General features: G+C 67.6%; 1 pseudogene. It reads right to left on the bottom strand.

Annotated elements, in window-relative coordinates:
- A pseudogene (locus tag EN935_RS40355) lies at positions 1 to 414 on the bottom strand (DNA mismatch repair protein MutS); the annotation flags it as partial.

Raw genomic sequence — 414 nt, 5'->3', positions numbered from 1 at the left:
GTCTTGCGCCGCCGCCGGTCACCGTGCGGTCGATCGCCTTGAACAGCGAGCCTTCGCGGCTGCCCGACAGTGTGCGCAGCAGTTCGAGATTGCCGCGTGTTGCCGGGTCGATGAACAGGGTCGAGCCCTGCTCCTCGCGCTCCGGCCGCGACAGCGGCGGGCGCTCGGCCTTCTGCGTCTTCTCGACATAGGCGATGGCGCCCGAGATCGCCGACAGTTCTGCGCGCGAAAAGGCGCCAAAGCTATCCGGCGTCGCCACATCGAAGAAACGGGCGATGCGTCCGGTGGCCGAGGCCGAATCGAACAGTGACGGCGGCTGCGGGCTGGCGACGCGGCCGAGCACGTCGAACACTGGCTTTAGTTCGGGATCGTGGAACACCGGCCCGGCGACGATCAATTCGCGCCGATCGACAC

This window comes from Mesorhizobium sp. M7D.F.Ca.US.004.03.1.1, from assembly GCF_003998635.1.
Taxonomy (GTDB): domain Bacteria; phylum Pseudomonadota; class Alphaproteobacteria; order Rhizobiales; family Rhizobiaceae; genus Mesorhizobium; species Mesorhizobium loti.
Note: the sequence above shows the minus strand (reverse complement) of the source record. Positions and strands in the feature narration are given on the sequence as shown.